This is a genomic window from Kangiella sediminilitoris (assembly GCF_001708405.1).
Taxonomy (GTDB): Bacteria; Pseudomonadota; Gammaproteobacteria; order Enterobacterales; family Kangiellaceae; genus Kangiella; species Kangiella sediminilitoris.
Genome location: NZ_CP012418.1, coordinates 264365 through 289844, shown reverse-complemented (window position 1 = coordinate 289844; position 25480 = coordinate 264365). Strand labels below are relative to the sequence as shown.

The window sequence follows — 25480 nt, the reverse complement described above, 5'->3', positions numbered from 1 at the left end:
ATATATGTCAGATACAATTCAACGATTCACATTTGCAAAACTCCCAATCCGTGGCGAAGTCATTACTCTCGAACAGAGCTATCAAACTATAGTTGAGCAACACCAGTACCCTAAGGCTGAACGTCAGTTACTAGGGCAAGCTCTTGCGGCCAATGCTTTAATGGCTGAGATCATTAAGATAAAAGGAAAAATAGCCCTTCAATTGCAGAGCCCGTCGACCGTTAAGTTATTACTCACAGAGTGTGATCATCAGGGTCATATTCGTGGCTTGATGCACACCAATGAAAGTAACGATGGTTCCGAACTTAACTTCCCAAACTGGACCCAGAATGGTCAAATGGCTATTACCATCGAGCCAGAAGAAGGCCAGCGCTATCAAGGTGTTGTGCCCTTAGAAAACCAAAACCTGGCTGAATGTCTTGAAGACTACTTTGCTCGCTCAGAACAGTTGCCAACTTCAATCCAGCTTTATGTGAATGATAATAAGGTGACCGGCTTATTTTTACAGGCTCTGCCAGCAAACTCGCAACAGGATATATCACCCGAAGATAAGGCTGGTGCCTTTGAGCACGTAAAAACCTTAGCTGAAACGCTGGAAGCTAACGAAGCGCTTAACCTAAGCCATCAGGAAATACTGTACCGGCTGTTCCATCAGGATGAGGTAACGCTCTACCCAGAGAAGAGCATTGAGTTTCAGTGTAGCTGTTCCCGCCAACGCAATGAAAGAGCGCTAAGTACCATTGAGCCTTCCGAGTTAGTCAATATGGTTAAGGAAAGTGGTGGACAACTGGAACTGATATGTGACTTTTGCAGCAGTAAAGAAGTTTTCAGTGAGGATGACATCATGACGCTGTTAAGTAGCAACGCTCCGAGTGACAGCGTCAACTGATATTAACGATTGGCTGGGAACTCTAGCCGAGCTTCCAGCCCGCCTTCAGGGCGATTAATTAATCTAACATGTCCTTTATGCAGTTCTGCAATTCTCTGTACGATAGCTAAACCCAGACCTGAGCCACCACCACTACGAGCACTGTTACCTCGAGAGAAAGGCTGGAATAAGCGCTCGATTTCCTTTTCATCAATACCCGGCCCCTCATCAAAGACCGATACTCTGACCATATTATCCACCAGCTTGGTTTCTACATGAAGCGGAGCTCCTGCGTATTTTAATCCATTCATGATAAGGTTAGTGACCAAACGTTTCATCGCCATTGGCTTGAAGGATACAGCAGGCATATCAGCAAGGTTATAGCTAATATCCTGAGTCTGTAGACGAACAGATTTAACACAATCTTCAACCAGAGCATTGATATCACCAACCTGGTCCCGTTCATCACGGCCATCCCGCACGAAAGAAATAAACTGATCGATAATCTGATCCATATCCTCTGTATCACGGATAATGCCTTCTCGCACCTCTTCCTCATCATCGCTCATAAATTCAGTCGACAGGCGAATACGGGTTAAGGGTGTTCTCAGATCATGGGACACACCTGCCAAGAGCATGGTTCGATCTTCTTCAAGCTGCTGGACGTTTCGCGCCATCTGATTAAAAGCTCGGGTCACCGTCACCATTTCTTCCAGTCCCTCTTCCTTTAATTGCCCTGGATTGTCACCGCGGCCAATTTCTCGGGCAGCGAACTCCAAGCGACGTAATGGGCGACTGATTTGCTTGGTGAATATCCATCCACCCAACAAACTAAGCAATAGGATTGCAGTAAAATAAACCAGCGGCGGATGAATATAGAAGCCTTCAAAAGGCTCCATGGCGATGCGGAACCAAACGTTGCTGTGTCGGGGTGACTTGATCCAGTAATAAATTTGATCTGACTCTTCGACCCGCATCTCGGTGCTGTCTTCTGCCACCCCGAGGCTTTCGGCTAGCTGAGATGTTAACACGGTATATAAGCGCGCCTCACGAAGCTGCTTTGGCTCGCCCATACGAGTAGAAATCATCTGAATACGCTGGTCAGCCATGATTTCAACTCGTACCTCATTCGACATTTTGCCCTCCAGCTCCAAGTCTTGCATTGTAAGAGCTGTTTTGACATCAGACGAAATTAACTGCACCAACTGCTTCATAGAAGGCTGTGCCACGTACCATGAAATTGTCAGGTAAGATACCCACTGATTGATGAGCAGAAGTACGCCGACCAGAAAGGCAATACGTCCAAACGCAGTTTTCGGTAAAATTCGCATTAGCTGGATCTTATATTAAGGATCAGGCTTCACCACCGTCTGGTACAAAGACATAACCAACACCCCAGACTGTCTGTATATAACGCGGATGGGCCGGATCTTCTTCGATCAAACGTCGTAAACGGGACACCTGAACATCAATACTTCGCTCAAGTGCTGAATAGTCTCGACCACGAGCTAGATTCATTAATTTATCCCGAGACAGGGGCTGTCGTGCATGTTCAACTAACGACTTAAGGACTGCGAACTCACCACTGGTTAAGGAAATAGACTTTCCGTCATCGGTCATTTCACGAGTTGCCAGGTTTAAAGTAAATCGTCCAAAGCTGATAACTGACTCGGAGTTACTCGGGGCACCGGGTATATGCTTTGCCTGTCGACGGAGAACGGCTCGAATTCGAGCAAGCAACTCTCTTGGGTTAAATGGCTTCGCCAAATAATCATCAGCGCCGACCTCTAAACCCACAATGCGATCCACTTCATCACCCTTAGCGGTAAGCATGATAATCGGGATTGGATTGTTCTGTGAGCGTAGGCGACGACAGATAGACAAACCATCTTCACCGGGCAGCATCAGATCCAATACCATTAAATGGTAGTTTTCTCGCTCTAAAAAGCGATCCATTTGTTCCGCATTTTCTACCGTGCGAACGATGAAATCCTGCTCCTTGAGGTAACGCTCAAGTAAGCTTCTTAAACGCACATCATCATCAACTACTAATACTTTTGGTGTTTCTTCAGTCATGGCCTAGTTCCTACACTTCCCCAAAAACCCTTAAAATTATATCTCTAAATGTGATACCTGCGCATAGAAGCTCCACAGAATACCCAATTTAGGCTTTTTTCAATTATCCACAAGCACTATACTATGCCGTCATATTTTTCCCAATACTCACAAATAAGATGTTACAAATTAACCAGCAAATAGCTCAAGAGCTAAATATTCGTCCTCAGCAAGTCGAAGCAACGGTCAAACTTCTTGATGAAGGCTCAACCGTTCCATTTATCGCGCGTTACCGTAAAGAAGTAACCGGTGCTCTGGATGATACCCAGCTGAGGGATCTGGAACAGAGATTGGGCTACCTCAGAGAACTGGAAGAACGTCGCAGCGCTATCCTTAAAAGCATAGAGGAACAGGAAAAGCTGACACCTGAACTCGAAGCATCCATTAAAAGCGCAGATACCAAGAGTGAGCTGGAGGACTTATACCTTCCCTATAAACCTAAGCGTCGTACCAAAGCGCAAATTGCGCGCGAGGCAGGATTGGAGCCTCTTGCTCATGCTTTATGGCAAGATCCCACACTCAATCCTGAAAAAGAAGCCGAGAAATATCTACAGGAAAGCGATGAAAAAGATAAGAACATCGCTACCACCAAAGATGCCTTGGATGGTGCGCGTCAAATTCTGATGGAAGAGTTTGCAGAAAATGCAGACTTGCTAAAACAGCTTCGCGAGTATTTATGGGAAAATGCTTATATACAGGCAAAGGTCATTGAAGGAAAAGAAAAAGAAGGCATCAAATTTTCTGATTACTTCGATCACAATGAAGCATTCAATGCCATTCCATCACACCGCATTCTAGCCTTGTTGAGGGGTCGTAACGAAAATATTCTATCGCTACAAATGGTTTCAAACCAACGCCTGGTCAAGGATGAAGACGCTGCAGATCCTTGCATCGGCATGATAGCTCAGCATTTCAATATTCACGACCAGGGCCGCGCAGCAGACAAATGGCTACAGCAAGTAGTTCTATGGACCTGGAAGATTAAACTCCACCTTTATATGGAGACGGAGCTATTGACCAAAGTTCGTGAATTAGGGGAAACTGAAGCGATCCGAATTTTCGCTAAAAACCTTAATGATTTATTAATGGCCGCTCCTGCTGGTGCCAAAACTACTATGGGGTTAGACCCCGGCCTGCGTACTGGCGTTAAAGCCGTGATTGTGGATGATACGGGTAAACTTCTTGCTCACAGCACCATTTTCCCTCATGCCCCGCAGAAACAGTGGGATCAGTCTCTACGTAAGCTTGAAACCATGTGCGAAATGCATAAGGTGGAATTAGTCAGTATCGGAAACGGAACGGCTTCCAGAGAAACCGACAAGCTGGTTGCTGAGTTAATGAAGAAGGCTCCTCAGCTTAAGCTACAAAAAATTATGGTCAGTGAAGCAGGCGCTTCAGTTTATTCCGCATCTGAACTAGCGGCTAAAGAGTTCCCCGATCTGGATGTTAGCTATCGTGGTGCGGTTTCAATTGCTCGTCGACTACAGGATCCTCTAGCTGAACTGGTGAAAATTGAGCCAAAGTCTATTGGCGTAGGTCAATATCAGCATGATGTCAGCCAAAGCCAGTTAGCTAGAAGCCTTGAAGGGGTTGTTGAAGACTGTGTGAATGCCGTCGGTGTCGATCTTAACATGGCCTCAGTTCCGCTATTGACTCGTGTATCAGGTCTTAGCAAAACTCTGGCACAAAATATTTACAACTGGCGCAATGAGCACGGCCGCTTCAATTCTCGTCAGCAGTTACTGGAAGTCGAACGTATGGGTCCAAAAACCTTCGAACAGGCAGCTGGCTTCTTACGTATCACCGATGGTGACAACGCACTGGATAGCTCAGGTGTTCACCCTGAAACGTATCCTATCGTTGAGAAAATCATTAAGGATTTACAACTTCAGGATATCCACCAACTGATTGGCAACGACAAACAATTAAAACAGATTACAGCAAAAGACTACACTGACGATAAGTTTGGTGAGCACACAATCAACGATATTCTAAAAGAGCTGGATAAGCCTGGGCGCGACCCTCGCCCTGAGTTCCGCATGGTTCAATATAAAGATGGAGTAGAAACGCTCAATGATTTAAAACCAAAGATGGAGCTTGAAGGGGTTGTTACTAACGTTACTGCTTTTGGTGCTTTTGTCGATGTCGGAGTTCATCAGGATGGTCTGGTACACCTATCTGCAATGGCTAACAAATTCATTAAAGACCCTAGTGAAGTAGTTAAGGCTGGTGATATTGTGCGGGTCTGGGTACTGGACGTTGACAAGCAGCGCAAACGTATCAGCTTATCCATGGTAGGACCTGACACCCAGGGACAGGCTCAGCCAAAAACTAACAGGTCCAGCAACAAGACTAAGGCTATGTCCGGCCGCAAAAAGCAAAACAAACAGCCCCAGGGCGCTTTTGCAGATGCCCTCACAGCGGCACTGAAGAAGGATAAATAATAAGTATTGAATCTAAGCTATTGAAATTATAGCAGGATTTATCAAAGCTTGGCCTGATGAGGGTTATAGCGTAATGAGCGATAGGCGCATAACTACTTGAACTTTATTCAAAGTCCATGTACTGTGCGCTAAATCGTTTGCTCAAATAAGAGTCTAACAAAGAGTCAAACTCATGAATCTGAATGGTCGAGGCTGGAATTTTCTGGGCGCATTTATATGCTACCAGCTCATCGTAACAGCCCTATATTTTCAATATGTTGATGGCTTAGAGCCTTGCCCTTTATGTATTTTTCAGCGCGTCATGGTCATAGCCCTGGGTGCTGTCTTATTAATAAATGCAATTCACAATCCGAAGCGTCATTCATGGGCCAATCGGACTTATCAAATCCTCGCGCTATTACCCTCAATTGGCGGTATAATTATTTCAGGTCGACATGTATATTTACAACACTTACCTGAAGATGAGGTTCCGGCCTGCGGTGCCCCGTTAGAAAACCTGATGGATATGCTACCTTTCATGGAAGTAATCCAAACCGTATTGGCGGGTGACGGTGAATGCGCTAAGATCAGTTGGAACTTTATTGGATTATCCATGCCTGAGTGGATGCTGATTATATTTATTATTGCAACCTTGGTAATTGGCTTAAGACTGTTTCAGTCACTCCAAAAACCAAAACCCTTCTAACCAACACAATAGTTAGGTGTCCTAATGGTTCGTATTATTATTGAGCGCAACATTCTCGATGGTAAGCTCGACGACTATCATACACTGATTCGCCAAGCAAAAAACAAAGCCAGCAATATGCCGGGCTTTTTATCCGGAGAAATTTTTCACGTCAAAGAACACCCCAACCAGGTCATAGTCATGTCCTGCTGGGATTCTTTCGACACCTGGGAAGTTTGGGCTGATTCAGAAGAACGCCTGGACCTTCTTGAAGAAATACGTCCCTTATTAGAGAAGGATGAAAAAATCATGGTATTGGAAGCCACCAATTTAAAGAAAGATTGATTTGTTAGTTATTATCAAAACCGCCAGCCCTTTTGCTGGCGTTTTTTTTGCCCCTAAAAACCCTTCATGGAAAATATATTTGACATAATGTTAAATATAGCTAACACTACATTATCTATATTTTGTACAAGGAGTTTTGATAATGTTCTTCAAAGAGTTATCTTTCAGAGAGAAAAGTGCCGCCATTCATATTGGCGCGTTGGCTCTACTTCTGGCGTATACCCTGATAATAATCTGGCCCTTTTTTAGTGGTTTTGAGGAATCTATATTAGAGGTGAAACCCCTTTGGTTCGCTATTCTTATCTTTATACTGATTGAAGTGATTGGCCATACCTGGGTAGCGTTACACAATCGCAGGGAGGCCAATACCAAATCTGATGAGAGAGAAAAACTCATTACGCTAAAATCCAGCTACTATTCGAGTCACGTGCTGGGCTTTATCCTAATCGGTTACCTTGCCCTTAGTATTATTTTCCAGATTCCATTCTTAAGCGTTTACTTTGTCTTTATTATTTTTGTTGTTGCTGAAATTATTAATTATAGCTGTCAGCTGGTTCTTTTTCGTCGCGGAGTTTAGTTATGACGAGACCCGCTTTGCTTAACAATAATATTAAGACGCTACGTTTTTTACATGGCGAGATGACACAGCAGCAATTGGCTGAACGCCTTGAATTAACTCGACAAACAGTGGCAGCTATAGAAAAAGGAAAATACTCCCCATCACTGGAAGTAGCTTTTAGGATATCCCGTATATTCGATAAACCAATTGAAGAAATCTTTCAGTTTGACCAGCCAGATATGGGAGACTAAAAATATTTAGGCCACTCATTCTTTAATCGCCCGGTTAAGGCGAAATAAAACATTTTATAGTCAGCGGCTAACGACCATAAAGGATAGGTAAATGTCGCTGGCCGGTTCCTTTCAAGGAAAAAGTGTCCAATCCAGGCTGGACCATAACCAGCAACTAAAATTAGTGGTAATAGCCACCAGATTTGAAAAGCCAGCATAGTAATGATCAATACACTGGATAAAACGGTACCGATGTAATGAAGGGCACGATTTCTGGGCAAGCGATGCTCGCCCAGATAATAAGGCCAGAATTCAGAAAATGTTTTTATTTCTTTTTCTGCCATATAACCTTACTGGTTATCGCCATTTACTTCATTTTTAGCATCTTCAGCAGTTTTTTCAACCGCGTCACCAGCATCTTCAGCTGTAGTTTCAATAGCATCAAGGCTCTTTTGCTTTGACTCTTCTACACTGTCTTCCAGCGCTGTGCCTTTAACATCTTGCTTTAATTCTTCAGCAGTTTCTTCGGCTATTTGTTTTGCTTCTTCAGCAGTTTCTTTAACCACATCACCAGCTTCTTCCGCCGCTTCATCTATAGTTTCAACAGCTTCTTCTGCCTGCTCTTCAATAGTTTCTTCAGGAGCAACATAAGGCTCGGTAGGATTAACAGCCAGTAGCTCAACTTCAAAAACAAGGGTTGAATTACCTGGAATGTTTCCACGGTCATTTTCGCCATAAGCTAAATCAGCAGGGATCACAAACTCGTATTTATCACCGACGGTCATATATTGCAGACCTTCTGTCCAGCCAGGAATGACGCCATTCAAATTGAAATCAATTGGCTGGTTACGCTTATAGGAGCTATCAAACTCTTCACCGTCAATAAAAGTACCACGATAGTGTACGCGGACTGCATCTTCAGCGGTTGGAGACTCACCACCTTCAACTTCTGTAATAGCACGGTATAGCAAACCAGACTCTGTTTTTGTAACGCCATCTTTTTCAGCGTAATCTGCCTGGAACGCCTGCCCTGCTTTCAGGTTCTCTTCAGCGCGCTCTTTAGCTTCAGCAGCAAGCTCAGCCTGACGCTCTTTCATTTTTTCGTTTAAGGCGGTTTGGAATTCATTGATATTCGCCATAACTTCTTCTTCGCTCATCTTGGCATCGCCAGCGAAACCATCGCGCATACCTTGTACAACCAAGTCTTTGTTAATCTCAATATCGTATTCTTTAAGAGAGTCAAAGTTTTTAGTCATCTGTGTCGAGAAGTTAACGCCCATTGCGTAAGCGGCTTTCTCATACTGGTCTTTAAATTCAACAGTCTGATTTTCGCCTGCAGCTACCGGCTGCTCTTCAGAGGCAGAGTTAGCTACCTTATCGTTACCTGAATCACAAGCCACTAATACGCCTGTTAGCGCCAGAGCTACAGCTGTTTTTTTAATTGAAATATGTGTCATTGAGGTTTCCCCAAATAGTTAATTTATAGTTAGAAAGATAACATTTTGCATACATATAACCAAAATGCGAGCCTAATCGCTCAACTTTTGAACCAAAGCACCCAATTCCTTTGCAGCACTTTCTACTTCATCACCGCTTCGGGTGGCCTGGACGTAGGATATTAGATTGGGCTCGACTGTTACTTCTTCAAGGATAGAGGGGTTACACTCGAGCAAAGTCTCCAGTGCCTTGGCCTGAACCAGGTTCTCACCCTTCAGCTCAAGATCGAGTAATTCCTCGTATTTCTCACGGTCTTTGAGCTTTAACTGACGTCGCTTCTGTCTCAGCTTTCTGACCCCTGCTCTTAACTTTTCAGTACGTTTAATTAACAAAACCCAGCCTGTTTTGGGGATTAGGTAGTTACGCTGACCAAGCCAGATAGCCAGCAACAGAAAGTTCACATTACAATTAAAACGGTTTTGCATCGCTAAACACTGAGTCTGTACATCACCATTAGCATAAACAGTACAAGTCCAGTCCCAGAACTCATCAGCCCAGTCAGCGGCAGAAATATCTCTTTCTTCTAAAACAATATCCAGGTTAGTCATAGGTTTTTGTTGGCTTTGTGAAAATTGCCAGTATTAAAACCAGCCAGCTGCTTATTAGCAAGAGCCCGCCCACCGGGATGATACTTCTTACCCACTCTGAGAGTGTTAATGCATAAAAATACAGACCGCCACTAAAGCCAATGATACCCACAAACATCAGCCAGCCAGAGATAACTGTTTTGCGATTAGGGTATTGGTCAAAGATCATGCCAATAGCCAGTAGTCCTAACGCATGGTAAATCTGATAATTAACTCCAAGGGTGAACAGACGCAAAGAGTTTTCCGTTAGCTTTGCGGATAAAACATGGGACCCCGCAGCTCCTAAAGCTACTGCGAGAGCCATAAACATAGCTCCATGTAATAAAAAATTTCTCTTCATATTTTGTCTCTTTGTTGACCCATTGCATTATGACAAAGATAGCAATGATTGTAATTGGTCTTTTACACGGTAAAATGTCGAAAACACCAACTTTTTGTTATTTTGTCTAAAGCTAAAGCGTCACTACTTTCCCGACTTGGACTTGGTTTTGCCTTCGGGCTTCTAAAGTTATTTGCCAAACTCCCTTACCCGGTCGTTGTAGCCAGCGGCCGTTTACTCGGCAGGCTGCTGTATCGTATTAAAAGTCGTCGCTTAATTGTGGAGGCGAATTTGCGCTACTGCTTCCCAAATCAGTCATTCGATCAGCGGCAGACAATGGCAAAAAAGCACTTCCTTGCACTTGGGGAAGGTTTTGCCGAGCTCGCTCTTGCCTGGTACAAACCATTTAACAAATTAAAAAAGTATCACCGGGTTAAAGGCCTGGAACACTATGAAAAAGCCAGAGAATCAGGGCAAGGAATACTTTTTTTAGGCTATCACACCACTAGTCTTGAGCTTGCAGGCGCAGTCATGGCACATTACCTGGACTTTGCAGCCTTCTATCGGCCCAATAAGAACCCGGTACTGGACAAGCATATCCAGCAAGGCCGAAATAACCGTAGCAAAACCATGGGGCGAAACGATATTCGTTCTATTGGTAAATGGTTAAAAAGTGGTGAAGGGTTATGGCTGATGCCTGATCAGGATATGGGAAGACACAGTACCGTATTCGCGCCATTTTTTGGGAAACCTGCCTGTACCTTAAATTCACCTCCTCGAATTGCAAAACTGGGTAAAGCCAAGGTTTTACCAGTTTGTTATTATAAAGACACCAAAGGTGTCATGACTATCGAAGTACTCCCGGAGATTGAATTTACCGGAGATGATCAAATCGACTGCACCATGATCAATAAAATCCTTGAGGCCTGTATCATGCAGGCCCCCGAGCAGTATTATTGGGTTCACCGTCGGTTTAAGACTCTGCCCGAAGGTCAGAGAAATATTTATTTCCAAAAGCCTCCTGGGCTTAAAAAGATTGACTCCAAACTTCATGATGGAGCATTGTATTCAGGTAAGATACTGTCCCAGTCTGCGGGAATGCCCAAGCTAGTACGCACCATCGATGAGCAGTTGCTTAATGTATTCCACCGACAGACCAGCCTGGGAGTAGACCTTACTCGAAGAGAGCTTGAGCACATGCTGGATAATTGTGCAAAGTTTACCTATCGAGGCTTCTATACCATTACACCACAGGAGTTTACCTACTGTGCAGAACGCCAGGCCTATATGCTTCGATATCAAGAAGTGCCTGGGGTTGCGTTACATCATATACCAGCCAGTAGACGTCAGCCCACAGCCATAATACTCGGGAGTTGGTTAGCTCAGCTTCATAATGAAGGGATAAGGCTGAGTTCCATTCGCGAGAGCAATATTCAATTATTGCCCAACGGTAGCCCTATTTTACTTAATCCCAGAGAGTGCAAGTTTTATGACTCGGGCTTGAAGGAAAGGCTAAGAAAGAAAGATATCGACATGTTTATTAATTCAATGGGTTTTTTAAATGCTGACGATAGTAGCCGTAAGTTGTTCCATGAACAGTACAGACTTAATCGCTTGAACCATTTACCTACTCAGGACTCTGATCAGCCATCAACCGATCAATCATCTTCATAACGTCCTCTTTTCTTATCAATGCCATGGCTTTTCGATCGTGAACTCGGGTTCGCCATGGTATTTGTTCTGGATCCTTCTTAAGGATATCTTTTACTGCATGCTCAAAACGATCTATCACATACTTTTTATACAGGTACGGTCCAGATAACTGACTGGAGACCACTCCATAAAGTCCGATAACGGGTGTATTCATTGCATTGGCAATATGCGCGGGGCCAGTATCAGGTGCCAGACAGAACTCTGCTTTTGATAGAATTGCAGCCAAGGTCAGGAGACTTGTCTTGCCTACCAGGTTAATGACTGAAGACGTTACTAATTCCTCAACTCTAGAAGCAAGCTCTATCTCAAAACCTGCCTCACCTCCTGTTATCACTACTTGAATCCCATACCTCTCAGCACAATAGTCAATAACAGCGGCATAATCTTCAGCAAACCAGCAACGCTCTAACTTGCTCGCGGCTGGATTCACTACACAGAACTTTTCAGGTAATTCCGGATAAGTGCCCCCTTGTGGCAAATCAACATGCCAGTCCAGCTAATTTGTATTAACCCCAATCCTATGGGCAAACTGACAAAAGCTATCATGTAAGTGTTCGAGATTGAATTTAATAACCTCATTAGTGAAAAGCCACTGCAGCTCCCTGGCTCTAACCTTATCAAAGCCGATTCTTCTTTTCGCTTTGACCATAGGGTAAATAAAATTAGCCCGGGAACTTGCCTGCATGGCCATCAGAATATCGTATTGACTGCCTAACTTTTTCTTTAATCGGTAATAGTCGGCGATAGACCTTGGTTTGTCAGTTGCAATATATGTCAAACGTGGATGCGTGCAGTGCTTCAGCAACTCATAGGCCGCTGTGCCGATTAGCCATGTCACCTTGGCCTCTGACTTTTGCTCCAAAATAGCACGAATAACAGGCAGTACGAGTGTACAATCCCCAATTGCCGACAACCTGACTACTAATATATTCATCATCAAAACCTATATTTGATGAGCTTTAATTCTTTCTAAACTGATGTAACGCCCCTCAAGAATACCTTTATACAACAACCAGAATGAAGTTAGTGCACGCATTCCAAGGAAAGCGAAGAAGGCCCACCATAATCCATGATTCCCATAATCCTTGGTCAAAAAATATAACGGAATAAAACCGATAACGACGGCTAATATCATTGAGTTTCGCATGGTCGTAATTGCAGAGGCTCCAACAAAAACCCCATCCAGCCAGAAACCCCAGATAGCCACCAGAGGGATGAGTATAATATAGATATGGTATGGTTCAGCCTGATTTCGCACTGATTCTATATCCGTAATCCAGCCAATAAACGTATCAACAAACAACAAAAATATCAGACAAAAAAGCAGACTGGTGATGATTGACCAGAATCCACCAACATTAATGCTTGCCCTGAATTCACGCCAGCTATCACGTCCCAGAGCACGCCCAACCTGCGCCTCTACTGCGTTGGCAAAACCGTCAAGACCGTTAGATATCACTAACAGGAAATTCAACAGTACCGCATTAACCGCCATCACTTCATTTCCCAGTTCGGCGCCTCGTGAATGGATAGTAAAAAATACCAGCTCAAGTGATAAGGTACGGAGCAATAAGTCCCCATTAAGTCGTAACAAACGCTTTAATTTCAGTAATGCTAGCTGAAGCTTTTCTTTTATCGGATATTTTTTTAGCAATGAGCGTAAGCAGATAGCGGCGTAAATAAAACCCAGAATCTCCGATATGACGCTTGCAATAGCTACCCCATCTACTGCCATGCCAAACCCCTGAACGAACAAGAAGTCCAGCCCAGCATTACAGAGATTGATGATAAGCAGCATGACAAATGGCACTCTGGCATTTTGCATACCGATAAACCAACCAATCATAACGGCGTTCAACAGTGTAAATGGCAAGCCCCAGATTCGGGTATTCCAATAAAGCAGTACGCTCTGCTCTACCTCATTCGACCCCTCAACCCACCATAGTATCAGGTCAATAATCCATGGATTGAGTAATAGGGTAAACAGAGCAACTGACAAAGCCAGGATGGATGATAGATAGAGCCATTGCCGGATATCATAATGATTACCAGCGCCATAGGCCTGAGCTACGAGACCCGTGGTGATCATGCGCAGAAATCCCATGGTCCACACAATGAAGGTAAATAATGCTGCGCCAAGACCTACCGCAGCCAGATGATAGGGTTCGGGAAGGTGCCCCATGACAGCCGAGTCAACCAACCCAACCAATGGTACCGTCATATTTGACAGCAACATCGGGGCTGCAATACGCCAGGTACTGCGATGTTGCTGCCTATCGCTTAAATCTTCCCTGACGTCTGCAATTGACCAGATAGCCAAAAATTATTGTCCGTTAGAGTGCAGCTCACCTGCTTTTTCACGCAATATATTATAATCACTGGCAACCACCTGAATCAGATCTTTACCTCGCTGAACCTGATTAGGCGAAATATAGGCATACCGACGACCAAGTGGGTCAATAACGAACCAGCGAGCAGTATGGTCAATGGTGTAATCATCAGGTCGACCTTCAACAGGCACCTTATAGAAACTTACTCCAACAGACTTTGCAACTTTCTGTGTTTCATCCCAGCCAGCATTAACGCCTATAAATTCGGGGTTAAAGGCCGGAACATATTTTGCAAGCTTATCCAGGGTATCTCTTTCAGGATCAACTGACATCATTACCACTTGAGTGTCTTTCTTGAACTCAGGATCGATATTCTTCATGACTCCATTAATATTGGTCATAGCCGTAGGGCAGATATCCGGGCAAGTAGTAAATCCAAAAAAGACAATGCTCCACTGTCCCAGGAAATCACTTTCTGTATAAGTGTCTCCATTATGAGATTTGCCCTCGAAAGCGACTATAGAACGGGGCTGGTCAAAATTACGGATCAACTCCATTTTCTTTTCAGCAAATAATACCTGATAGCCGACGACACCAATAACGATAGATAACAACGCCACCAAAATTATAATTAAGCGCGCTGAACCGTGTTGTTTTGTCATAATCACTCTCACTTAAAACCAGTCAATAATTCTTTTCTATATAAAAGGATCGACATAATGATCGATTAAAAGAACCGCAAAGAGAATAGTCAGGTAACCAATGGAGACCCCAAATGTCTTCATGGCTATACCTTCCTTCTCACGATATTTAAGAACCATAGTGTAATACAGGAACCAAATACCCAGCGCTACGGCACCAATCAAATAGATGATGCCGCTCATATGCGTTAAATACGGCAGTAGTGTTGATAAAATCAGTAGTACCGTATAAAGCACGATCGAGGTTTTGGTAAAGTCTTCACCATGCGTCACCGGGAGCATCGGAATTTCTGCTTTAGCGTAATCTTCAATTCGATGTATCGACAGTGCCCAGAAATGTGGCGGGGTCCAGGTAAAGATAATTAACACTAATAGCCAGGCATGGGGATCGGCACTGCCCGTTACAGACGTCCATCCTAATAATGGTGGAATGGCTCCTGAAAGCCCTCCGATAACAATATTCTGTGGCGTAGCACGCTTCAGGAACATCGTGTAAATAAAGGCATAGCCAACTAAACCACCTAGCGTCAGGATAGCCGTGAGCGGGTTAACCAGAAACCACAACATTACCATGGCAATAGTGGCCAGCACGGCTGAAAAAGCAATAGCCTTGCCCGAGCTAACCCGACCCTGTGCAACAGGTCGCTGCTGTGTCCGAGCCATCATAGTGTCTATTCGTGCATCGACCACATGATTTACGACAGCAGCAGCTCCGGAAGCAAGCGCAATACCAATAGTACCGAAAATCAAGGCATTCAGAGGAGGAAACCAGTTTTGAGTAACATCATTCGCCAGGAACATCCCCACAACTGCTGTAAAAACCAGCAGATAAACAACTTTTGGTTTGGTCAGCTCGTAGTAATCTCGCCAAGTAATTGGTCGAGGATTCCGGTATTTAGTTTCAGCCGACATTCTTCCCCCTAAACTGCCAGTTAACGACAAAATTGATAGCAATCAGAGTTAGTAGCAGAATCGCACCACCACCATTATGAGCAACTGCAACATACAGCGGTAAACCAAATACCACATTACTAATACCCAAAAGCATCTGTGCCAATAGAACGACCGTGAGTGCGCGCCCTAGATGACGTAATAGTACGCTGTCTCTCTCACGCATCAATAACAAGGCTAATAGCCCAATAACAACAAAAACAATGTAAGCACCGATTCTGTGCGTCACGTGGATAGCTACTTTAGCATCATGCGGTAACACACCACCTTCATAATTAATGAAAGCTTCACCGCGCGCGTGCGCCAAATCCGCTTGCATTTTTTCTAATTCATGGAGCTTAAACTCGTCAAACTCAAATCCTTTCTGCCATAAATCAAATGCGCCAGCAAAATCTGCATTATCAGTCCATCCGGTATTACATAAAGGCATCTCAGTACAAGCCGTAGCAGCATAATTAGAAGCAGTCCAGCCCCCCAGTGCTATTTGAGCCACTACCAGCACTAGACCAATCATTGCAAATTTCTTAAATTTCTTTGCCACAACCTGAGATAGAGAAACTATCTTCGGTCTCAACTGAAGCACATAAAGGAATAGCAAGGTGGCAATAGAGAAACCTCCCAGCAAATGTGCCATCACGATAAATGGATGAACTTTTAAAGTTACTGTCCACATTCCCAGCATTCCCTGGAATATAACCAAAGGCAATAGAATACTCGGCAGAACAATCGGTATGCTCGGATCTTTACGTCGACCTGTTATAGCCCCGATGAAAAGTATGACAATCAATAAACCAATTCCAGAAGCGAAATAACGATGGATCATTTCTGGCCAAGCTTTTTCTGCTTCAAACTTCTGGTTATATTTTAGTTCTGCAGCGTTGATAAACTCTGCATCATCTGGAACAAGGTAATGGCCATAGCAGCCTGGCCAATCAGGACACCCTAAACCAGCATCGCTTAAGCGGGTCCAGGCACCCAGTAATATGACACACAAAGCCAAAAAACAGCCAAAAATTGCTAATCGATGTAATGTTCTTTTTTGCATGAGATACTCGCTATAGTCCAGTTACTTTCATTGCCTTACGGACATCGTCACGAATTCCTTTACTACTTGCTTTAGCTTCTTCCTGAGTGCTAACAGAATCATACTGCATAAAAATATTGCCATGAGGGTCCATCAAATAGACTTTACCGCGTTCAAGCTCAGTCTCGCTGTTTTTTGCTGAGCCACGGGCCAATACGATCTTATCGGCATCTTCAACTTTATCCTGGTAGTTAACCTCGGATGGGAATACAACCAACCGCTTTAACTTTTCAGCTTCTTTACCTAAAGTCACATGCGTTCTGGTCAGCCACTTAATTGTCATTTCGCAGGTATTGCCACAGTCATCAGATTGAGGGATATATACCCACCACCATAAGGTTTCAAAATCGCGGAAGTGGAGCGGATCACCACTGGCGGACGACCACTCGAACTGCTCAAAATGAGGATAAGGAGACTCTAGTAATTTCCCGTTATTCTGAGTGGCAATATTAAACCAGCCCATATAATGAGCGATATAAGCTAAGATAACAGGAGCAGCAAAAAGCAATACCAGCGCTGAAACTACACGACGATTACTTTTTCTCTGTTTAGGATCAACCGTTTGTTGACTCATTGTGTTTTACTCGCTTCAGATTGAGAATAATAAACAACACCAGCAAAGCCAGTGCCATGGCAAACCATTGAATCGCATACGCGATGTGTTTTTCGGGCGGGCTGGCGACAACCTCCCACTGCCGAACGAATTCACTGTCAGCATCAGGTTCGAGCCTGATGATAAACGGGGCGCTATCATACCCCATTTGCTTTATTTTTTCTGCAAGAGTTTGAAAATCGAACTGTCCAATCAACCATATTCCGTTGAACTCCTGCCAGACCGCATTATCAGCCACTACCGTATTTGCTCCTTTAGAATAATACAGGGTCCCTTTTATTTGCTCAGCGTCAAAGGAAGGTACTTCAGGAACTTTTTGGTAGAAATCCTTTCGAGGAAGCCAACCTCGGCTCACGATAATAGGTTTTGTCATTTCTGATGGCTGCCAAAGGCTATAGATCTCATAGCCCAGACGCCCGTTTTGGGTTTGATTATCGGTGACCAGGGTAACTTCTGAAATCGGACTGCCCTGTGAAATCACAGCCATCATATCAGGGGACTCAGTTTCTAGAGCCGTTGACAGGGGTATCGGAGCGGCCGCAGACTTTTGCTCCAGCTCACTTATGATATTGGCTTTTTCCTCAGCACGGTCAATTTGCCACACCCCCAGCCTCAACAATAGAGGCATCAATATTAAGAAACCCAATGTTGGAATTAAGCGAGGTTGGAATACCCTGCTACCAAGCGGAAGCCTGAACAAGGGTCTTTGCCAGAACTTTGGTTTTATAGGAAGCTCACTCAAAATAATACCTGTGACATTGGCTCGCTCACGATAATCTCTTAGCGCTGGTGCTTTCACTCCTCAACTTTTCTCGTATAATGACTGACAAAAGTCGAAAATTACCGTTGAGCACACTATGTGGGTTAAAGTTGTCGTTATTATATTGATGCTGGCTATATTATTCAGCCTTTTTCGAGGTTTATTCTTTCTGACTAAGGGGGGAGAGGAGAATAGTAAACAGTTATTAAGGTCACTAATGTGGCGGATTGGCCTCAGTCTTGCTTTGTTTATTATCGTCATACTGCTTGATTACTTCGGCGTCATCAATATGAGAGAAGGCGTTTTACCCGTAGATCCAGCACAGGAAGCTGTCACTGATGAGCGAAACAACAACTAAGGAAGTTGCACCCAAACCCAAAAAATATTGCTCTCAATGTGGGCAGAAAACTTTTCGCCCGCACCGCAGCGTTAAAGAATTGCTGTGGGAATTTGTTGAGAACTGGTTTGGCTATGACTCAAAAGCTTATAAAACGGCGGCAGCACTTGCCAAACCCGCCGCTTTAAGCCTTGATTACTTTAGAAACTCTCATCACAACAACCACTACGTCACCCCGATACGGCTCTATATATTCCTCTCGATTATATTCTTTTTATTAACCAGCTTCGGCGGTTTCAGCCTGACTGAAATGGAAATTGACGTAAAAACTGCTTTAGATGATAAGGAGGTTCAACAGGAAATTGAGGCAATACAAAAAGAAAAAAATCTTACTCCAGAACAGTTAGAAGCAGTCGACCATGTCGCGATTAATGACACAACAGTTATCTTTGGGGGTGGATGCGATCATACCCAGGATATAATCCAACTTTGGCCCCAGTGGCTTGATAACTATTTTGATAAAAAAACAGCCGCTGTCTGCGATGCCTACGATGATATCCAGTATCTGCCTGAAGAAAAGCAGACTAAAGCCAAAATCAACTTCTGGCTATCTCTCGGGCAAAGCGCGATAGAAGCCCTGCCTCAGACTTTTCTCTTTACCATGCCACTTTTGGCAGTCATTTTACAGCTACTATATTTCATGAAGCGCCATTTGTACGTAGAGCACCTGGTTCTACTGCTACATTCTCACAGCTACATGTTCGCTATAATCCTACTGTATCTCGGATGGTATCAATTACAAAAGGTGTTTAGCTGGCTGAGTTATGTCCCGCTGGGATCGATATTGCTGATATGGGTGGTCATCTATCTGTTTCTTTCCATGAAGCGCTTCTACGGTCAAGGCTTCTGGCCTACGAGTCTTAAATTTATTGTTTTCAGCATCGTTTACCTGATCGTTTTCGCTTTTATTACCGTTTTCGCTATGATGGCAGCTCTGTTCTCCGTATAGCTTAAAGGCTACTGATGTTCATCATGGTAGCCTTTCAATAACAACTCCCAGTCAGGCTGTCGCCAATGAAATTCTTGCCATTTTTTACTCTCTTTTTCCAATGAACGCTTTAGGCGTCCAAGATTAGTCTCCAGGTTAGAGGCATTCGGTTCAACAAAACGACCTCGATCAAAGTCAATTAGCCACATTTCACCGTCCCGGCTCAGCAATATATTATGGATATTTAAATCAGCATGGTAGACGCCTTTATTGTGAAAATTCCTAATGAGCCTACCTACCGCTAACCATTCTTTTTCAGTTAATGCTCGCTCACGCAGGATGTGAAACAGATCTCTAGAATTACCGATCAATCGAATGATGATAGATGCGCGGTAAGTTAGTCCTTTTCTACTGACCATTAGCGCCACTGGCTCTGGCACAGGGAGATTACGTTTACGCATCTCTTTCAGTAGTTTCATCTCACGGAAAGCCCGGGTTTTTCTTAAGCCAAGAAACAGATAACTATCTTCAACCCATTTAGCGATCAAACCACCGCGGTAGTAACGTCTTAATACAAAACGTTTACCGTCTTTCTCGAAGAAATAAGTCGTATTTCGTCCTACTGACTGACCAATAATTTCATCATTTTTCTTGAGTTGTTCAGGGTCAAACCAATCCTTTGTTACCTTCTCTCGGTATTTTTTGACAGCCACCATAAAGCGGTTTTTATCAATTTGTTGGATTTTCACTCAAGCTCAACTAATTGCGCGGTTGGTTTATGTCATACTATACATTAAAATCTGAACTATCCATAACATTTGAGCGCCGCTTTGACCTCCACAAACATTGCTACACCAAAATCAATCTGCATCCTGCGCCTCTCAGCGATCGGAGATGTATGCCACGCAGTATCCTCAGTTCAAGCGCTTCAGAGAGCTTATCCTGAGGCAACCATCACCTGGGTAATTGGAAAAGTTGAAGAGAAACTTATCGGTGACCTTCCCGGCGTAGATTTCGTGGTCTTTGATAAAAGTAAGGGATGGAAGGCTTACCGTGAACTTCAGCACTCCATGAAGGGGCGTCACTTCGATATCCTTCTTCATATGCAGCTGGCCTTTCGGGCCAACCTGGCTGCTTTTTTTATTCCTGCTGATCGAAAAATTGGCTTTGCCAAAGAACGCAGCAAAGAACTTCACTCTTTGTTTGTAGGAGAGCATATTCAAGATAGTCGTGGATTTCATGTCCTGGATGGTTTCAGGGATTTTGTAAGAGCCATTGGTGTTGAAGATGAGCTACCCTCCTGGCGAATACCCATCCCACATGAGGCTAAAGCCTGGGCAGCAAACTACCTTCCGAAAGAACCTTTTGTTGTTATTTCCCCCGCGGCCAGTAAAGCCGAACGTAACTGGTTAACTGAGCGCTATGCAGCCATTGCAGATTATTGTCACCAATTAGGTTATACCGTGCTCCTGACAGGTGGCCCTTCAGAGTCTGAAAAAACGATCTGTCGCAGCATCGCTCAGGAAACTAAAGCTGTTACTATAAATTTGGCAGGCAAAACAAACCTTAAACAATTATTACTCACTCTTCAGCAGGCTCAGCTTGTAATCGCTCCTGATTCAGGGCCAGCCCATATGGCTGTGACTCAAAGCACCCCCGTTATTGGTCTTTATGCTCACAGCAACCCAAAGCGTACGGGCCCATATCTTTATCAACGTTTTATCGCTGATGCCTACACACGAAAAGCGTCAGAGGAGCTAGGTTGCTCCTCTGACATGATTCCTTGGGGGTATCGCTTAAAGGGGAGCGATCTCATGCAGAATATAAGTGTGCAGGAAGTCAAAGAGCTTATTACCAGGGCTATTGACTTTTATGGTCTAGAACAGCCGCTGAATGAACAAGCTAACTAGACTATTGCAAATAACACCATTCCGATTAACACCAAGGCTACTACTACCGTACAGGCGTCAAAAAATAAGTCCTGAGCATCATATGCATCATCGTCAAAGTGTGCTGGAACTTTAGTTGTATTTTTCATGGTCATATCCTCCGTTAAGTATTCAAACCACTTACTGCGTTAAGCTATAAGTCTATGTAATACTATTTTTGAGGAAATGTGTGTTTATAAATGTAAACAACTATTGCTTTGCAAATAATCCAGTCATAATTACAGTGAGTTAGATACTATATATGTCTAAATATTTCATACCTAACATAGTTTTTTACGCGATATATTTATTAAAAACTAGCCTTTAGTGTGATGCTGACTTCAACGCCACTTAAAAACTCTGAATTCACCGGAGAGGCAAAATCTATATTGATCACCTTACGTCCGCTGGAACGAGCAATAAAAAGCCTTAAGCCAACTCCAGCGCTTGCAAGCGTCCCTGTTTCTTGGTTAGTGTAGGGGGTGTAACCACTTACTCTACCCGCATCAACAAATGCGGCATACCCAACGTTTAATAACTTAAACCAGGTGTTGCCCGGATAAAAACGTCTCTCCACATTCAGAAGGTAACTTTCCTCGCCATGCAGATACTCCAAAGGATACCCCCTCAGCCCAGATTCACCACCCAGGGAAATTGGCTGATCAACATAAGGGTTATCCGCTGCGCGATAATGAAGGCGGGTATACCAGATATGTTCTTTACTGGAATGATAGAAGTATTCGGTACCTATACCGTAATAAGCAGTTACGCCCAATGGATTCCCTGAACGATCAATGCTTTCACCCTCAGAGCTCAAACTGGCGAAAGCATGTACCAGATGGCTGTCATCAGGCTTATTCACGTAACGCCCCCTCCAGTAGCCAACAAGTCCTTCCTCCTTGCCCAGTTCTGAAGTGTTATAACCAAGTTTTAAATTGTGATACCAGCCGAGCTGGATGTCCTCGGTTCTATCTATAAGGTATAGGTTCTTCGTTTTTATGAAGTTATCCTGCTGATACTCAAGACCAGCCCAAAAGTATTCTAAGCCACGATCATCAGGTAAAACACTGGTATCAAGCAGAGGGTCAAAACGGTGCTCTTCCTGGTTATACCCGACCAGGAATCTCCAAACATCATTATTTACGATTCCCTGTGACAGGCCTGTAGAAAATCCGAATTCATCAATTTCCTGCTCGAAGACATTGACTGTTTCATCATTACTGTAAATAGTGTCCTGTAAACGCTGGGTATTGAAGTTAGCACCAGCTGCCCAGGTATCTTCTAAGGTATAAAAAGGCCTTATTAGCGAGAAGGAGTACTGCTCTCCATCTGAGTTATTCGATAATGCTACAGCACTCTGAATGTGGTGATTGGTTGATACATCCGATGCCATAATAAAAGTGTAGCCGGAGCGCTCTTCTTCCTTAAAATACTCCAGTGTTGCACGAATGCCATGCCCAAGCAGGTTGTCATCCTCAATACCATAAGCATATTCATTAGCACCGCCCTCTCGGCTTATATCCACGGTGGGGATTAAAGTCCAGGTTTCCCATGTTTCTACCAAAACATCAATACCGCCATCAGCTTGCTTCCAGCTTACTCTCGCTTCCCGCAAAAAACCCTGACCACGCAAAATACGGCCAGCTTCGATCAGCAAGCGCTCATTAACTGTGTCACCGACTTTAAATGGAAGTAAACGCTCAATAACGTAGGGCTTGGTATCAATATGCAGATCATCAGCAGTTTCATAAAGCCAGCTGGTTCGCTCATCCTCGCTAAAGATAGGATGAGTGACTATCTGAATACTTTTTATAGTATGTTGATTATTATTTTCTGCCCCAGCAGCTATATTAGCAGCCAGCAGTACCAGTAATACCACTATGCCGAATAATTTTCGCATATAGTTATTGTCTTATATTGTTAATCTTGCCCATCATAGGTGATACGTAATATTTACCCTAGTAACTGTCACACAATCCAGCAAATACATCAAATTGCCTAAGCAGCACTAGGAGCCCCACCAAATACTAATTTAATGCTAATGATTAGGTGTGGTCAATTACATAACTTACCTTCAAAACTAAACTACCTTCTATTAGAAATAGCTCCTGAGTATCTGACTCACTTTTAAGTAGTCTTGAGTGGAGCCTTCGAAAGGTTTCTACACTCAATACCACTCATTGCACCTAAACCTGCCTGGCATGAGCTATTATGGATGTTTTGAGATATGCGACTTCCAGACCTGAAGGTTCAGGCAGCCTATATGTGAATTTTAGTGTTAATTTTTCAGCTGCCTTAGGAAAAGGATCGTTCGAAAATTAGAGAAGTAAGAATTCTGGTTTTTAACTACTTATGTTCTGATTGAACTGTAAGCTGAAATGCAGGATCCCCCCTCATCCCACCAAGATGATTCAAAAAATAGGACATATTCGGTATCACAACTCCCCAACGGTAAGCTGCGATACCTCATATGTATTTATAAGAAGAATGAAAATCCAAGCGCTCCTATGAGCAGTAAAGCCACAATCACTTTACAGGTATCGAGAAAGATTTCTTCCGCATCATGCTGATGCACTTTTTTCGGGGTAATAGTCTGTTTCATGAGCAAATCCTCTTGCAAAAAACCAAACACAAGCGCGACCCTCGTTGACGCGCAACATACTGGAGATTTATATTCTAGCAAAAGAAAATACCCGATTCTCTAGGCCCACCACCTGATTCTTCTTGAGTTGGGACTCACTATCCAAACAAGCAATAATAAATAAAAAATTCGGATTTTTTTCATAAATTATGTAAAAGAAATCAACGTCTATTAAACAAATTTTTGTCAGATTTTATAACATTTTTATCTTTTTATATTAAAACACCAGAGGTTAAAAGGAGTAGACTATATTCCTGTTTACGGGGCCAAATTCTAAACTTTCAACGACCTTTCTAAAGCCTATCCATTAATGTTCTTCCAATAACCCTTACCCCTGCTGGAATCAAGCAAAAAAAAACGACCGCTACTTACGCAACAGTCGTTTTATGTTTGGTGCTCAGAGCGGGACTTGAACCCGCACGGCCTACGGCCACTACCCCCTCAAGATAGCGTGTCTACCAATTCCACCACCTGAGCTTTTTCAGAATTTACTGCTTGTCGTCGCCTTTATCTTCGTCTTTGGCGCCCTCTTCTGCGTCATCCTTTACTTCATCGGCAGAAGCTGCTGCTTCAGCGGCAGCATCAATGGACTCAGCAATTTCATCAGAAGCTTGTTCTTCTGTAGGGATTTCCGCGCTAATTTCATCATTGGCTTCGGCTGGAATTTCAGTGCTAATAGCTTCGTTTGTTTCCGCTGGGATTTCTGAAGACTCTACCGCTGCGCCTTGTTCAGTCTGATCAACATCATCCAGTAAACTCGACTTATTTGCTGTCTCATGCGAGTTCAGAGCACCAATCGCCAAAGCAATAGCAAAAAATACAATCGCAAGCACGGTTGTACTTTTAGTCAAAAAGTTACCCGAGCCCGGAGCACCAAACAAGGTATTTGAAGCACCAGCACCAAATGAAGCGCCCATTTCAGCACCTTTACCTTGTTGGATTAAGATAACACCAATCAGTAGTAATGCGACTACTAACAAGCTAATCATTAAAAATAATTCCATAGTCTTAACCTGCTTTTTTGCAAATTGCGATAAACTCGTCGGCTTTCAGGGAAGCTCCCCCAATCAGTCCGCCATCGATATCTCGTTGAGCCAGTAGCTGTTCAGCGTTTGACGCCTTCATGCTACCACCATATAAAATTTGTATTTTGTCAGCTGTATCCTGACTTGTTTCAGCCAGATAGTTGCGAATAGACGAATGAACGTCCTGCGCCTGCTCTGGCGTTGCTGTCATTCCAGTACCAATTGCCCAAACCGGTTCATAAGCTATAACGGCCTGGCTAATCTTATCTAAAGCAACGTCGCGATCACCATAAAAATCAATCACCGCATCAATCTGCTGCTTTATAACAGCCATAGTGGTGCCATTTTCTCGCTGTTCAAGTGTTTCGCCGATACAAAGAACAGGTTTTATCCCATGCTCTAGAGCCTTCGCGAACTTCTTAGCAACGATTTCGTCAGACTCATTAAATAGACTGCGGCGTTCGGAATGGCCAACAAGCACATATTCCACGCCAAAATCCCTGAGCATGTCACCACTGACCTCGCCAGTGAAAGCGCCCTGGTCCTGCTCAGATACATTCTGTGCACCAACTGCAACGGGAGCATTCTCCAGCTGTTTTTTAACGCTATCTATATAAATAGTAGGAGGACACACTAAAATATCGCTGTCCATTGATGCATCCAGCTGGCCTGTAATACCGTTAAGTAAGTCCTTAATGGAATCTTGGCTGCCATGCATTTTCCAGTTTCCAGCTATCAGTGTTTTTCGCACACCCCACCTCTAAATCTTTACTTTATGTCC

Annotated in this window: 28 protein-coding genes, 1 tRNA gene and 1 pseudogene; 10 read left to right on the top strand and 20 right to left on the bottom strand. The window is 43.7% G+C overall.

Annotated features, from left to right (window positions below; all coding sequences use genetic code 11):
* Nucleotides 1-4: 4 nt before the first annotated feature.
* Complete coding sequence (gene hslO, locus KS2013_RS01435) at nucleotides 5-889, top strand: Hsp33 family molecular chaperone HslO (RefSeq protein ID WP_068988692.1); 885 nt, start codon at nucleotides 5-7, stop codon at nucleotides 887-889.
* 2 nt (nucleotides 890-891) lie between these two features.
* Here hslO and envZ read toward each other — a convergent pair whose 3' ends face one another.
* Nucleotides 892-2199: a two-component system sensor histidine kinase EnvZ gene (gene envZ, locus KS2013_RS01430; protein WP_068988690.1), complete on the bottom strand. Its 1308-nt coding sequence runs from the start codon at nucleotides 2197-2199 to the stop codon at nucleotides 892-894.
* Nucleotides 2200-2221: 22 nt separating this feature from the next.
* Nucleotides 2222-2944, bottom strand: a complete 723-nt coding sequence (gene ompR, locus KS2013_RS01425; RefSeq protein ID WP_068988688.1) for an osmolarity response regulator transcription factor OmpR — start codon at nucleotides 2942-2944, stop codon at nucleotides 2222-2224.
* 158 nt (nucleotides 2945-3102) lie between these two features.
* Between ompR and KS2013_RS01420 the strand changes: the two genes are divergently transcribed.
* From KS2013_RS01420 to KS2013_RS01400, 5 genes are all read left to right on the top strand, one after another.
* Complete coding sequence (locus KS2013_RS01420; protein ID WP_068988685.1) at nucleotides 3103-5427, top strand: Tex family protein; 2325 nt, start codon at nucleotides 3103-3105, stop codon at nucleotides 5425-5427.
* Nucleotides 5428-5599: 172 nt separating this feature from the next.
* Nucleotides 5600-6112, top strand: coding sequence for a disulfide bond formation protein B (locus KS2013_RS01415; RefSeq protein ID WP_068988681.1), 513 nt, complete (start codon nucleotides 5600-5602; stop codon nucleotides 6110-6112).
* A gap of 24 nt (nucleotides 6113-6136) precedes the next feature.
* Nucleotides 6137-6436 carry an antibiotic biosynthesis monooxygenase family protein gene (locus tag KS2013_RS01410; RefSeq protein ID WP_068988680.1) on the top strand — a complete coding sequence of 100 codons (300 nt, stop codon included), beginning with the start codon at nucleotides 6137-6139 and terminating at the stop codon, nucleotides 6434-6436.
* A 142-nt stretch (nucleotides 6437-6578) separates the two neighbouring features.
* A complete protein-coding gene (locus KS2013_RS01405; protein ID WP_068988677.1) occupies nucleotides 6579-7013 on the top strand; it encodes a hypothetical protein in 435 nt (144 codons plus the stop codon).
* A 2-nt stretch (nucleotides 7014-7015) separates the two neighbouring features.
* Nucleotides 7016-7246 (top strand): helix-turn-helix transcriptional regulator, encoded by a 231-nt coding sequence (locus KS2013_RS01400; protein ID WP_068988675.1) that lies wholly within the window; start codon nucleotides 7016-7018, stop codon nucleotides 7244-7246.
* Here the strand turns inward: KS2013_RS01400 and KS2013_RS01395 are convergent.
* The 4 genes from KS2013_RS01395 to KS2013_RS01380 all read right to left on the bottom strand — a co-directional run bounded on the left by KS2013_RS01395 (nucleotide 7243) and on the right by KS2013_RS01380 (nucleotide 9649).
* Nucleotides 7243-7569 (bottom strand): DUF962 domain-containing protein, encoded by a 327-nt coding sequence (locus KS2013_RS01395; RefSeq protein WP_068988673.1) that lies wholly within the window; start codon nucleotides 7567-7569, stop codon nucleotides 7243-7245. The two genes, KS2013_RS01400 and KS2013_RS01395, sit on opposite strands and share 4 nt — an antisense overlap.
* 6 nt (nucleotides 7570-7575) lie before the next feature.
* Nucleotides 7576-8682 carry an FKBP-type peptidyl-prolyl cis-trans isomerase gene (locus KS2013_RS01390; protein WP_068988672.1) on the bottom strand — a complete coding sequence of 369 codons (1107 nt, stop codon included), beginning with the start codon at nucleotides 8680-8682 and terminating at the stop codon, nucleotides 7576-7578.
* A 72-nt stretch (nucleotides 8683-8754) separates the two neighbouring features.
* Nucleotides 8755-9270, bottom strand: coding sequence for a TIGR02444 family protein (locus KS2013_RS01385; protein WP_068988669.1), 516 nt, complete (start codon nucleotides 9268-9270; stop codon nucleotides 8755-8757).
* Nucleotides 9263-9649: a DUF423 domain-containing protein gene (locus tag KS2013_RS01380; protein WP_068988666.1), complete on the bottom strand. Its 387-nt coding sequence runs from the start codon at nucleotides 9647-9649 to the stop codon at nucleotides 9263-9265. Before KS2013_RS01380 ends, KS2013_RS01385 begins: the two co-directional genes overlap by 8 nt.
* A gap of 102 nt (nucleotides 9650-9751) precedes the next feature.
* On the opposite strand from KS2013_RS01380, the gene KS2013_RS01375 reads away from it, so the two are divergent.
* Nucleotides 9752-11302: a lysophospholipid acyltransferase family protein gene (locus KS2013_RS01375; protein ID WP_228703694.1), complete on the top strand. Its 1551-nt coding sequence runs from the start codon at nucleotides 9752-9754 to the stop codon at nucleotides 11300-11302.
* Here KS2013_RS01375 and KS2013_RS12035 read toward each other — a convergent pair.
* The 7 genes and pseudogenes from KS2013_RS12035 to KS2013_RS01335 all read right to left on the bottom strand — a co-directional run bounded on the left by KS2013_RS12035 (nucleotide 11256) and on the right by KS2013_RS01335 (nucleotide 17819).
* Nucleotides 11256-12275 (bottom strand): annotated as a pseudogene (locus tag KS2013_RS12035) (glycosyltransferase family 9 protein). The gene KS2013_RS01375 and the pseudogene KS2013_RS12035 sit on opposite strands and share 47 nt — an antisense overlap.
* Before the next feature lie 9 nt (nucleotides 12276-12284).
* Entirely contained in the window at nucleotides 12285-13661 is a 1377-nt protein-coding gene (locus tag KS2013_RS01360; protein WP_068988661.1) for an MATE family efflux transporter, read from the bottom strand.
* Nucleotides 13662-13664: 3 nt separating this feature from the next.
* Complete coding sequence (locus KS2013_RS01355) at nucleotides 13665-14333, bottom strand: SCO family protein (protein ID WP_068988654.1); 669 nt, start codon at nucleotides 14331-14333, stop codon at nucleotides 13665-13667.
* Nucleotides 14334-14369: 36 nt separating this feature from the next.
* The gene (cyoE, locus tag KS2013_RS01350; RefSeq protein WP_068988653.1) at nucleotides 14370-15284 is read right to left on the bottom strand and encodes a heme o synthase; all 915 of its coding nucleotides are present in this window, start codon (nucleotides 15282-15284) and stop codon (nucleotides 14370-14372) included.
* Nucleotides 15274-16368: a COX15/CtaA family protein gene (locus KS2013_RS01345; RefSeq protein WP_068988652.1), complete on the bottom strand. Its 1095-nt coding sequence runs from the start codon at nucleotides 16366-16368 to the stop codon at nucleotides 15274-15276. The genes cyoE and KS2013_RS01345 overlap by 11 nt, the downstream gene beginning before the upstream one ends.
* Nucleotides 16369-16378: 10 nt before the next feature.
* On the bottom strand, nucleotides 16379-16981 hold the full coding sequence (locus KS2013_RS01340; protein ID WP_068988651.1) for a hypothetical protein: 603 nt from the start codon (nucleotides 16979-16981) through the stop codon (nucleotides 16379-16381).
* On the bottom strand, nucleotides 16962-17819 hold the full coding sequence (locus KS2013_RS01335) for an SURF1 family protein (protein WP_228703693.1): 858 nt from the start codon (nucleotides 17817-17819) through the stop codon (nucleotides 16962-16964). Before KS2013_RS01335 ends, KS2013_RS01340 begins: the two co-directional genes overlap by 20 nt.
* 58 nt (nucleotides 17820-17877) lie before the next feature.
* On the opposite strand from KS2013_RS01335, the gene KS2013_RS01330 reads away from it, so the two are divergent.
* Nucleotides 17878-18138: a twin transmembrane helix small protein gene (locus KS2013_RS01330; protein ID WP_068988649.1), complete on the top strand. Its 261-nt coding sequence runs from the start codon at nucleotides 17878-17880 to the stop codon at nucleotides 18136-18138.
* Nucleotides 18119-19126: a DUF3667 domain-containing protein gene (locus KS2013_RS01325; protein ID WP_068988648.1), complete on the top strand. Its 1008-nt coding sequence runs from the start codon at nucleotides 18119-18121 to the stop codon at nucleotides 19124-19126. Before KS2013_RS01330 ends, KS2013_RS01325 begins: the two co-directional genes overlap by 20 nt.
* 8 nt (nucleotides 19127-19134) lie before the next feature.
* Here the strand turns inward: KS2013_RS01325 and KS2013_RS01320 are convergent, their stop codons facing one another.
* Nucleotides 19135-19854, bottom strand: a complete 720-nt coding sequence (locus KS2013_RS01320) for a 3-deoxy-D-manno-octulosonic acid kinase (RefSeq protein WP_083217749.1) — start codon at nucleotides 19852-19854, stop codon at nucleotides 19135-19137.
* 81 nt (nucleotides 19855-19935) lie between these two features.
* Here KS2013_RS01320 and KS2013_RS01315 point away from each other — a divergent pair, with 81 nt between their 5' ends.
* A complete protein-coding gene (locus KS2013_RS01315; protein WP_211267777.1) occupies nucleotides 19936-21015 on the top strand; it encodes a glycosyltransferase family 9 protein in 1080 nt (359 codons plus the stop codon).
* Here the strand turns inward: KS2013_RS01315 and KS2013_RS12100 are convergent.
* From KS2013_RS12100 to tpiA, 6 genes are all read right to left on the bottom strand, one after another.
* Nucleotides 21012-21143 (bottom strand): hypothetical protein, encoded by a 132-nt coding sequence (locus KS2013_RS12100; protein ID WP_267283743.1) that lies wholly within the window; start codon nucleotides 21141-21143, stop codon nucleotides 21012-21014. The two genes, KS2013_RS01315 and KS2013_RS12100, sit on opposite strands and share 4 nt — an antisense overlap.
* A 200-nt stretch (nucleotides 21144-21343) precedes the next feature.
* Nucleotides 21344-22933: a ShlB/FhaC/HecB family hemolysin secretion/activation protein gene (locus tag KS2013_RS01310; RefSeq protein ID WP_068988645.1), complete on the bottom strand. Its 1590-nt coding sequence runs from the start codon at nucleotides 22931-22933 to the stop codon at nucleotides 21344-21346.
* A gap of 576 nt (nucleotides 22934-23509) precedes the next feature.
* The gene (locus KS2013_RS12095) at nucleotides 23510-23635 is read right to left on the bottom strand and encodes a hypothetical protein (protein WP_267283742.1); all 126 of its coding nucleotides are present in this window, start codon (nucleotides 23633-23635) and stop codon (nucleotides 23510-23512) included.
* Nucleotides 23636-24065: 430 nt separating this feature from the next.
* Nucleotides 24066-24151 (bottom strand) — tRNA-Leu (locus KS2013_RS01305).
* 11 nt (nucleotides 24152-24162) lie between these two features.
* Nucleotides 24163-24678 carry a preprotein translocase subunit SecG gene (gene secG / locus KS2013_RS12130; RefSeq protein ID WP_068988643.1) on the bottom strand — a complete coding sequence of 172 codons (516 nt, stop codon included), beginning with the start codon at nucleotides 24676-24678 and terminating at the stop codon, nucleotides 24163-24165.
* Nucleotides 24679-24682: 4 nt separating this feature from the next.
* Nucleotides 24683-25450 (bottom strand): triose-phosphate isomerase, encoded by a 768-nt coding sequence (tpiA, locus tag KS2013_RS01295; protein WP_068988640.1) that lies wholly within the window; start codon nucleotides 25448-25450, stop codon nucleotides 24683-24685.
* Between the last annotated feature and the right edge of the window lie 30 nt (nucleotides 25451-25480).